General features: G+C 44.1%; 11 protein-coding genes. 7 read left to right on the top strand and 4 right to left on the bottom strand.

Translation table 11 applies throughout. The features are described from left to right. Positions 1-124: 124 nt before the first annotated feature. The 3 genes from C1I60_RS26145 to C1I60_RS10040 form a co-directional block, all read right to left on the bottom strand. Positions 125-250 carry a hypothetical protein gene (locus C1I60_RS26145; RefSeq protein WP_289306512.1) on the bottom strand — a complete coding sequence of 42 codons (126 nt, stop codon included), beginning with the start codon at positions 248-250 and terminating at the stop codon, positions 125-127. A 7-nt stretch (positions 251-257) separates the two neighbouring features. Continuing rightward, positions 258-971, bottom strand: coding sequence for an iron-sulfur cluster assembly accessory protein (locus tag C1I60_RS10035; protein WP_137061577.1), 714 nt, complete (start codon positions 969-971; stop codon positions 258-260). A gap of 149 nt (positions 972-1,120) precedes the next feature. After that, the gene (locus tag C1I60_RS10040) at positions 1,121-2,494 is read right to left on the bottom strand and encodes an MFS transporter (RefSeq protein WP_137061578.1); all 1,374 of its coding nucleotides are present in this window, start codon (positions 2,492-2,494) and stop codon (positions 1,121-1,123) included. Between the two features lie 167 nt (positions 2,495-2,661). Between C1I60_RS10040 and C1I60_RS10045 the strand changes: the two genes are divergently transcribed. Then, positions 2,662-3,327: a helix-turn-helix transcriptional regulator gene (locus C1I60_RS10045; protein WP_137061579.1), complete on the top strand. Its 666-nt coding sequence runs from the start codon at positions 2,662-2,664 to the stop codon at positions 3,325-3,327. Between the two features lie 111 nt (positions 3,328-3,438). On the opposite strand, the gene C1I60_RS10050 is transcribed toward C1I60_RS10045, so the two are convergent. Then, complete coding sequence (locus C1I60_RS10050; protein ID WP_137061580.1) at positions 3,439-4,569, bottom strand: Gfo/Idh/MocA family protein; 1,131 nt, start codon at positions 4,567-4,569, stop codon at positions 3,439-3,441. A gap of 131 nt (positions 4,570-4,700) precedes the next feature. Here C1I60_RS10050 and C1I60_RS10055 point away from each other — a divergent pair, with 131 nt between their 5' ends. The 6 genes from C1I60_RS10055 (at position 4,701) to C1I60_RS10080 (ending at position 9,839) form a co-directional block, all read left to right on the top strand. Beyond that, the gene (locus C1I60_RS10055; protein ID WP_137061581.1) at positions 4,701-5,546 is read left to right on the top strand and encodes a LysR family transcriptional regulator; all 846 of its coding nucleotides are present in this window, start codon (positions 4,701-4,703) and stop codon (positions 5,544-5,546) included. Positions 5,547-5,564: 18 nt separating this feature from the next. Next, positions 5,565-6,236, top strand: a complete 672-nt coding sequence (locus tag C1I60_RS10060; protein ID WP_137061582.1) for an SGNH/GDSL hydrolase family protein — start codon at positions 5,565-5,567, stop codon at positions 6,234-6,236. 249 nt (positions 6,237-6,485) lie between these two features. Next, positions 6,486-6,851, top strand: coding sequence for a MarR family winged helix-turn-helix transcriptional regulator (locus tag C1I60_RS10065; RefSeq protein ID WP_252361657.1), 366 nt, complete (start codon positions 6,486-6,488; stop codon positions 6,849-6,851). 22 nt (positions 6,852-6,873) lie between these two features. Further along, on the top strand, positions 6,874-7,812 hold the full coding sequence (locus C1I60_RS10070) for an NADP-dependent oxidoreductase (protein WP_137061584.1): 939 nt from the start codon (positions 6,874-6,876) through the stop codon (positions 7,810-7,812). 45 nt (positions 7,813-7,857) lie between these two features. Then, positions 7,858-8,247, top strand: coding sequence for a hypothetical protein (locus tag C1I60_RS10075; RefSeq protein ID WP_137061585.1), 390 nt, complete (start codon positions 7,858-7,860; stop codon positions 8,245-8,247). Positions 8,248-8,468: 221 nt separating this feature from the next. Beyond that, the gene (locus tag C1I60_RS10080) at positions 8,469-9,839 is read left to right on the top strand and encodes an NCS2 family permease (RefSeq protein WP_137061586.1); all 1,371 of its coding nucleotides are present in this window, start codon (positions 8,469-8,471) and stop codon (positions 9,837-9,839) included. Positions 9,840-10,161 lie beyond the last annotated feature (322 nt).

The following is a 10,161-nucleotide window of genomic DNA, read 5'->3' on the forward strand; positions in this document are numbered from 1 at the left end:
CTGAATTTCCCGATGCAACTAAATAAGGTGTGGCTACGATGTTTAAAATGCAATACATTACAAAAGAGGGAATTAAATTCTCTCACTGTTGGATGGATAAGCATGTCTGCTTTACCACCTATCCTTACATAGAGAATGCTTCTGAGCCTCCACCTGCATATTTCGCATAAATTCTTATATATTGGCCCTCTTCTAAATCCCAATCATTTTTAAAAGAATGGATAGCTTTTTCAGATACTACAAATGACATAAATAATCTATTCCCCTTTCCCATTTTTTTGATCACATTTTTTAACTTCTCCATGATAATTTTCCATTCTGAAACTAGCTCCACATCCACATGAAGCTCTTGCATTAGGGTTATTCAAGGTGAAACCGCCTAACATACCGCTTTCTTCATAGTCAATTTGAAGACCTTCAATATATTTAATACTATTAGTGTGAACCAAGATACTAAATTCACCTTTATTTAATAAGATATCCCCTTCTGTTTTCTGCTCATCCACGATAAGAGAATAGGATAGACCACTGCATCCCCCCTCATCAACGCCTACTCTAAGGAAAGAATTTCGGGCATTAGCACTTGATAAGATTTCGACGATTTTTTCGAATGCTGCTTCACTGACCTGTATCATCGTAGTAATTCCTCCTTGGAACGTCATTTTTTTAGCTGCATTGTTAACCCAGTCTATTAAACAGGGTATGAATGTAGCAAGAGCAGATCCTTTTGGTGTTAATTCATAAATAGTTTGTATGGGGCGTGCCAAACTTACAGTTCTTTTAACCAAATTATCGTTTTGAAGCTCTTTTAAACGCTTAGAGAGGATGCTTTCCGAAATGGAAGGAACATTTTCGGAAATTTCGCTAAATTGCTTTGGACCTTGAGAAAGGGAAAATAGTATATGAATAATCCATTTAGTCCCGATTATACGATAAGCTGTAAAAAGTTTCTCAGTATCTGTAGTCAACATATTATTGATATACCCTCCTTCTCATGATCAGCTTAGATAGACAGGAGACTGATTCCTTTTGTTCTAATTACGTAGCCGTTCCATGTCTTAAAGGACAAGGAACGGTTCCGTCAATACTCGCTTTTAAAGTGGTAAACATTGTGGATTCCTCATCTGTTTATTAGTTCAGTTTGTGGTGTAATCCGAGTGCTAGCGAATAAACTCATTACGATTAACAAGAGATGAAAACCCATCGTTACAATTAATCCTGATTGCAGTGACATCCCAGCAGATTGACAAACAACAAGGATGGAACCGCCTATTCCGATAACCACGCCCGGTGTAAAAGAATCCGCAAATTGCAAATTTGCTGAAGTTTTTCCAACACCTTCTTCCCCTGTTTGGGAAAATGCCACAACGCCGCTAATAGGATGTGCCAAGCCGATTCCGATTCCAGCTATGATTTGTCCAATAACCGCAACGGCAACAGTTACAACAGGTACCCAAAATACGAAGGCAATCCCAAATGCAAGCAGTAGCACACCCAGTATAATTCTTGTATGACGTCCACGACCTTGGTCTGCCGAATCCCAACGTCCTTGCAGATAAGCAATGACGCACCAACTCAGTGCAGCACTCGCTACAATTAATCCGGCCTGAGAAGGAGTAATACCTTTCACATCTATTAAAGCCAATACCAAGAAATTCTGTGTGCTGGTATAGGCAGCGAAGAACAGCCCACGTGTTGCTAGAATAGCTGGCATGCCTTTTCGGAAAGCAAGAGTTCCCTTGGGTAGCAGTTTGCGCAGCGGATATACCATTAGCACTAAGCCGATAATGACTAAAACAAACCCTGTAATTATCGGTAGCATGCTAAGACCAATTAAGAAAATCCCCGTACCTATCGTTAATAGTAACGCCAACCATGTAGCTGTAGCTCCGTTGTCCCCTTGTGTTCTCTCTGTCTTTAATTTCCTAAAAGCAGGTAAACTTAGCAATGCTGAAACAACCAGGATCGGTAATATTCCCCAGAAAACAAACCGCCAGGACCACTGATCTGCGATAAGACCGGCAACGTATGGACCAAGCATGGACGGAAGAACGTAGGCAGTACCGAATGCTCCGAGTATTTTGGCACGTAATTCATCGGGATAACTTAAGGATATTGCAGTGTACACGCAAGTCATCATAGCGCCGGCACCTAAACCCTGCATGGCTCGTGACCCTATCATGGTATACATATCGCCTGCTGTTGCGGCAGCGATCAGCCCGACGATAAACAAAAGAAGTGCGAAAGTGAACGGTGCTGCAGGTCCTCTTCTATCAATGATCCGACCGACGACCAGGGTCCCGATAATCTGCGCAAGCAGATATGTGCTGAATATCCAGCCAAATAGGTCAAGGCCGTTCAAGTCGCCAGCAATGGAAGGGGCAATTGTGGTTACCGATAAGCCCTCGAATCCAACTGCCATCACCGACAGGATAATTCCTATGGACAATGCAAAATAACGCGGGCTGAAAATACTTTGAGGATTAGACGACATGAAATGGGACCTCCAAGAAATTTTTTATGTATACTTCATATCCGGATACTTAGTAAACATTTTTGTTTATAAAGTTTAAACTACAGTTTAACTTTGACTTTGTCAACATTTTTATTTAAAATGTAGAGAGTGTTGTAGATCCAGTCGCTTTCAAAAGGAGGTTCACCATGAGCCGCAATCAAACGAATAAGGATTCATCAACTGGTACCCGGAGAGGGATCATTGATCTGCTAAAGCAGCAAGGTGGAATGGATGTTGCGACACTATCCTCCAAATTTTTGTTATCTGGTATGGCTATTCGTCAACATTTAAATGCTCTCAAAGAAGAAGGATTGGTTACTTACGAAGAAGAGGCCCGTCCCATGGGACGACCCACAAAGCTCTGGAGATTAACGCCTGAGGCTGATCGTTTTTTTCCAAACGGATATTCTGAGTTGTCAGTCAGTCTGATCAATTCGATGAGAGAGGCTTTCGGAAACGAGGGGCTAGAAAAGCTGTTATCTGTGAGGAATAAGAATATGCAAGAGCAATATCTTCAGCATCTTGGTAACGCATCGGGCGTAAGAGAGAAGCTGGAGAAACTAGCCGATATTCGAACAAGCGAAGGCTATATGGCCGAGGTCAAGGAGCAAGGCGATGGGAGTCTTTTGTTTATCGAAAAGCATTGTCCGATCTGTGAAGCTGCTGCTGCTTGTACCGGGTTATGTAAGAATGAGTTACATTTATTTGAAACCATTCTTGGAGATAATGTTCATATCGAACGGGTAGAGTATATTTTGGCGGGGGGAAGAAACTGTGTTTACAGGGTTAGGGAAGGCGGACAAGCACATTGATGCTTGCATGAATGACATCGGTAACAAGACAACAAAACCTTCAATTCCACATCTATCGTGGTTTTGAAGGTTCTTTTGTTTTAAGGTTTTGTTGTTCTAATGATGTCCTTTTTACCACATGATCTTTTTTCCAGTCGTTGCCGATTCTTCAATGCGGTCCAGTAGCTGATGCAGTTTTAAGGCATGGTTGAAATCGGGAGCGAGACGGGTGTCCGTCAAAATATCCTCTGCAAATACATGGTGAGCCTTGGCTACATTCAGAGTTACCCCTTCTTTGGGGAAATCCAGGCCGCTATCAGGCTCATGAACTATATTGATTGGTTTAAAATCGCCATTAGACGCATGACTCTGCTTACTGTTTGGATCATACACAAGTTTTTCGAGCGTCAGATTCCCAAATTGAACATGCCCAAGCGAAGGATACTGAGTCAAACGCAAAACGCCTTTTTTTCCCTGAATCTCCAGCTCGAATTTTGGATTCACTCCCCCCTGAATGTGGACGGATACCGTTGCCCCCTTCTCCAATGACCCCTGAATCAGAATCTGATCCGCAGTATCCTTGGAAATGACTTCACCCGTTTCCTGAATAGTGGCTTCGTTATAGTGAGATGATGTGATGGCCGATAGCTCACGGAATTCGCCAACGATGTATTGCAGCGCGTCCAGAGAATGTCCCCCGTTAATCGTCAGCAGATTGGCGCCATTGGCTCTATTCAGCAGATAAGCCGTATCCTGATCTGTTCGTCCTCCTTTACCTCGAGTAGCTACTTGCATATGACAGGACACAATTTCACCAATCGTTCCGTCTTCCACCAGCTTTTTCATCGTTTGCACTTCAAGATCCTGTCGTGCCTGCAAGCCGACGGTATGATGAATGCCGGCCTGTTCTGCCGCCGTAGCCATTTCAGCGGCTTCCGCAGTGTTTGCCCCCAAGGGCCATTCACAAAAAATATGCTTCCCCTCTTGAATAGTCGCCATCACCGCCTCGTAATGATGGGGAACTTTTACGCTCACCACGACCATATCCACATCCTTGGAAGCTGCGAGTTTTTTGGCATCATCAAAAGCCAGTGCCGCCCCTACTTCTTCTGCGCTTTGACGCGCGCTCTCCATACGGGAGGTGCCAACGGCAGTGATATCCAGGTTCGAGTGCTTGAGCAAAGCCGGAATATGCGTTTGACTGGCCCATTTATTATTCATCGAACCTCCTACGATACCTGCACGAATCTTCTTTTTGACCATGTTGCATACCTCCTGAATTTTTAAAATGAGGGTGGAAAATAGCGTCCAAGGTCAATATAATACACTTAACTCATAAATAATAATGTTTGTTTGTGATGCAAGTATCATTTTATTTGATGGGAGGTGAAGGGATGGATATTGAAAATATGCAGGCATTTGTTTCGGTGGCAGAACTGAGAAGCCTGACAGAAGCTGCCCAAAAGCTGAATCACCTGCAGTCGAACATGACGGCCAAAATAAAGAAGCTGGAGGCCCACTATAAAACAGCGTTATTTTACCGAAAACCTCGTGGCATGGAGCTGACCCCAGCAGGAGAAACCTTGTACGCTCAGTTCAAGCAAATTTTGTTGCTATGGCAAGACACAGAGATGAAAATGAGACCGCAGGAGGAAAAGCTGCGCATTGGCACGATGCAGTCCATCGTGGCGGGGGAAACAACAAGAGCGCTTACGAAGGTATATGAGCTGTACCCACAAGCTTCTGTTACCTTAAAAACCGGAACCACTACGGAAATGGAGCGATTAATCCTCGACGGGGAACTCGATATCGCTTTTGTTACAGGGTATTCCACTAACCCTTACATTCATTATCAAAAAATATGCCGTGAAGAGCTGGTGCTGGTGGGGAAAGGCATTCATGAAGGCTCAGACCTCAAACAGGTGTTGCAAGGAGCCTCTATTATTATACTGTCGGATAGTTGCCTGTATCTCACGCATCTGGAGAAGATGTATCAGGACATGCAATTGACTCATGGCGAGGTTGTGGAGGTAGGGGTGTTTGATACGATGGTGCAGTTTGTTTTGATGGGAATGGGAATCACCTTGATGTCCAAGAAGCTGGCACGGCAATTTAATGTAAAATCCTATTTGTCGGTTCCCCCAACCTTCGGCTACATGGATACATATTTAATAACTCGTCCCAACTACAAGATGACAGCCATTGAACATAAATTTATCGAAATTAATAATACGATCTAAGGGATAGGAGAGGATCAAATGACTACTGATCAGGACAAGTACCAGGGAAGCCATGCCGTATTTTTGGGAGATAGCATTACTTTTGGTTATGAATTAAAGGATGGGGAAAAGCCTTACCCACATATCGTCAGCAACGTCTTGGGCTTTCAAGGCTTTGAAAATCACGGCATATCCGGCAGCAGTGTAGCCAGCGGAGGCTTTGAGCCGATGTGTGAGCGATATGAAAAAATGAATCCTCACGCAGATGTGATCTTTTTTATGGGTGGAAGAAATGACTTTTCCATGGGAGAAACGCCGTTCGGTCATTTAGGCACACCATCGACAGAAACGCGAACATTTTATGGTGCGCTCAAGCATATTGCCGAGGGATTAATTAACCGTTACCCGGACAAGCTGATCATCTTTTTGACACCGCCCCACGGATCAAGTGATGCGGTTCCCGAACATTTGCCCAATGCAGTCACGGGACAAGTGTATAGCGCGTATGCGCAGGCCGTGAGAGATGTGGCTTCGCTGTATTCTTTTCCGTGCTGCGACCTGTGGAATATCGCCGGAATTCAACCGCTGCTGCCTATTCACAGACAGATGTATTTTACCGGGGAAAACAGTATTCCTGACGGTCTGCATCCAAATCAGGCAGGTCATGAGCGGCTGGCAGCTTGTATTATTGGATTTATGAACACGCTATAACCTATAGCTCATTGCCGGCTGTGAACAGAACACCACGATTCTTTTTTGATTGTATTACTCCGAACTATAGCAGGACATCGAAGCGCAAATACTCAGGCAGGTCGTTAAGCTTGAATATTTTCAATAGAGGTGTATAATAATTGATATATCAATTGATAAGTCAAGTAATTACAGAAAGGAGGATCTATCATCGAACATTGCTCTGAAAAAAGCCAATTGTTTTACCGCATGCATCTTTTGTGTAAAGAAATGAATACCGCTTTTGAAGCACAGTTAAAAACGAGCTTTACCAAGGTCGAGATTTTGTATCACATTGATCAGCGGCAGGAATTGAGTCAGCTGGAGCTTCAGCATTTGCTGGTTCTGGACGGAGCGGCGGTAACCCGACATCTGAAAAGGCTGGAGGAGGAGGGTCTGATTATCCGCACCAAAAAAGAGCAGGATAAGCGTGTGACCTATATTCGTCTAACAGAATCAGGGGTTCGAGAGCTGCACATTTTGTCAGAGCAAAGACAAGCCTTTCAGGACAAGCTGCTGCATGAGTTTGCTGATGGGGAAATTGTTTCTTTGACAAATGCATTACAGCGCATGTCTACCAATGTGAAGAATATGTAAAATACGCGAGGAGGAACTGAATATGAAAGCTATCGTCATTGAACGTTACGGAAGCAAGGATGAACTGAAGGAAAGAAATGTACCCAATCCTAAGCCACAGGCCCATCAGGTCGTTGTGAAAGTAGCAGCTACCTCCATTAACCCGATTGACTGGAAGCTGCGTGAAGGTTATTTGAAGCAAATGATGGATTGGGAGTTTCCCATTATCCTGGGTTGGGATGTTGCCGGGACCATCTCGGAAGTAGGTAGCGAGGTAACTGATTGGAAAGTAGGAGACGAGGTGTTTGCCCGTCCGGACACGACCCGTTTTGGTACTTATGCGGAGTATACCTTGGTGGATGACCAACTACTGGCGCGTAAACCTGCCTCGATCTCATGGGAGGAAGCCGCATCTGTTCCGTTGGCGGGACTGACAGCCTGGCAGGCGCTCTTTACACATGGTCAACTGGCCAAAGGTGAAAAGGTACTGATCCACGCAGGCGCAGGTGGTGTCGGCATGTTTGCTATCCAGTTTGCCAAACAAGCTGGCGCCTATGTCATTACGACAGCCAGCGAGCGCAATCATGAGCTGCTTGCTTCATTAGGAGCCGATCAAATTATTGACTACCGTGCGACCCGTTTCGAGGATGTATTGTCCGATGTGGACGTTGTGTTTGATACGATGGGGGGAGATGTTCAGAAAAACAGCTTTAAAGTTCTGAAAAGGCACACTGGACGGATCATATCCATCGTCAGCAATTTTGACGAAGAGCTGGTCAAGGAGCACGACGTAACGGCCAAAAATATATGGCTGGAGCCCAATGGACAGCAGTTACAGGAAATTGCCGACCTGTTGGAGCAGAAAAAAGTAAGATCGGTGGTAGGAGCTACGTTCCCTTTTTCGCAAAAAGGTCTGTATGATGCACATGCTCTAAGCGAAACCCACCATGCTGTCGGTAAAATTGCCATTACCTTTTCATAAGAACACATATAACGAGGCGCAACACGAAAGGAATTATACAACACGATGAAGATCTTAGAAGATTATTTTCACTATTATGACTTGGCAAAAGATGATGAGAAAAGCAGAGAACGATTAATCAGCCTGTTCTCCAACGAAATTGAGTTCGTATTGAACGGTGACCGAAAACAAGGCATGAACAGCTGGAAAAGCTTCTTGAACATGTTCTTTGAAGGAACATCTGAAATCAAGCATATGTATGAAGGCTGGAAGCCCGTTCCCGAGGAACCTGCTGTTTATGAAACCAAATGGGCGGTATGCGGCAAAAGAGCAACAGGCGAAGTGTATACACTCACAGGAGTGGACAAAGCCCGACTGGATGCAGAAGGTAAGATCGTTTATTTGGAAAATATACCCGATACCGCGAATACCTTCGAAAAGTATAAAAATATCTGATTCGCTTAATAGATAACCCGTCAGCTATATAACAGCTTGGCGGGCTTTCTAATTCCCGAACAATACATATGTGATTAAATTACAACATTCGCTTTTTGTGTTGACAAGCAGTAGGGGACGGCCTAAAATAACGAATGTAATATAGAGCTTTTGAATGCGAATATTACAGTAACTGAACGATAACAATACGAGTATGCTTTGCGTAGGAGGAATTACGACTCATGGAGCGTTTCTTTAAATTAAAGGAACATGGAACGAACGTCCGCACAGAAATTATTGCGGGGATTACTACTTTTATGACCATGGCTTACATTTTGGTGGTCAACAATACCTTCTTAGGGCCCACTGGAGCAGGGATGCCCAGCGAAGCCGTCTTTTTTGCCACTGCGGTAGGTGCAGGACTGGTCACTATTCTAATGGGGTTGTTCGTTAATGTGCCCATTGGCATGGCTCCAGGTATGGGCTTGAATGCTTATTTTATGACCGTAGTTTTGAGTTCGAATGGTATGATCACTTGGCAAGCGGCCCTCGGCGCTGTATTTATATCCGGTATCGTCTTTCTGATTTTAACCGTGACACGAGTGAGACAGATGTTGCTTGTTGCGGTTCCTGAAAATCTTAAGACAGCTATTACAGTAGGGATCGGCTTGTTTATTACCATTGTCGGTTTTAAGCTATGTAATCTGGTTATGGTAAGTATTGTTCCAGGGACGGATGTTGGTCAGCCGGTTCCGGGTCATGCTTTTAATCTGATTCTGGGTAGTCTGGTTCATCAAAAGGATGCGCTACTGGCGCTGATCGGCTTGCTTATTATCGCAGCACTGATGGTTGTTCGGGTCAAAGGTGCTTTGCTGATTGGTATCGTAGCTACTACATTGATTGGTATTCCGATGGGTGTAACGAATCTGAGCAGTTTGACAACAGGTCACTGGATTCCTGATTTTAGTAATCTGGCAGTAGGCCAATTGGATTTGAAGGCTGCTTTGCACATCGGGCTGTTTGATATCATTTTCATTTTCACATTTGTAGAGCTGTTTGATACGTTTGGTACACTGGTGGGTACGGCCACCCGCGCAGGTATAATGAAGGATAAGAAAAAAGGCGAGAAAATCATCGGTAAAGCTATGCTGGTGGATGCTGTTGGCGTAAGTGCCGGTGCAGTATTGGGTACAAGCACCATTACAGCATTCGTAGAAAGCTCGGCAGGGGTAGAAGAAGGCGGACGTACGGGTCTGACTGCTGTAACGACAGGCATTTTATTCCTGCTCGCTCTCTTTATCGCACCGCTGGCACTGGTTGTGCCTTCCGCGGCTACTGCTCCAGCGTTGATTATCGTTGGCGTGCTGATGATGAGTCAGGTTCGCAACATTGACTGGGATAACTTCCTGCTGGCGTTCCCGGCGTTCCTGACCATCGTTCTGATGCCTTTTACTGGCGGAATCGCCAATGGTATTTCTGCTGGCATTTTGTCTTACGTGGTTCTGGCTGTATTCAGTAACCTGTTTACCAGCAACAAAGTTAAAGTTCACTGGCTCATGTGGGTGCTTGCGGTTATTGTTGTGATCCGGTTTGCCTTTATGGGTTCGGAATAACAATTTGGTATAACTTGAAAAGCTCTTTGTAATACAGAACCTCCTTCCCTGTTGTTTCAGGGTGTGAGGTTCTTTTTTTATTCTAGTTATTTACTTCATGGAACAGACCAGGTTCTATTATTAATAGAAGAAGAATGAATAACAAATTGAGCTTTCCGAAATTAATTAAATAAATGCTTGCAAACTTATTTCGTCTATGATATATTCTAATTCCGGCCAAGAAATACAATATTGCGAGTGAGTGTTACAAAAAAAGATTTTAAAAAAATGCTTGCAAAGTTGGTTCGGACATGATAAGATATAAGAGTTGATAAGGCGACGA

The sequence above is a fragment of the Paenibacillus terrae genome, assembly GCF_005217525.1.
GTDB lineage: Bacteria > Bacillota > Bacilli > Paenibacillales > Paenibacillaceae > Paenibacillus > Paenibacillus terrae_C.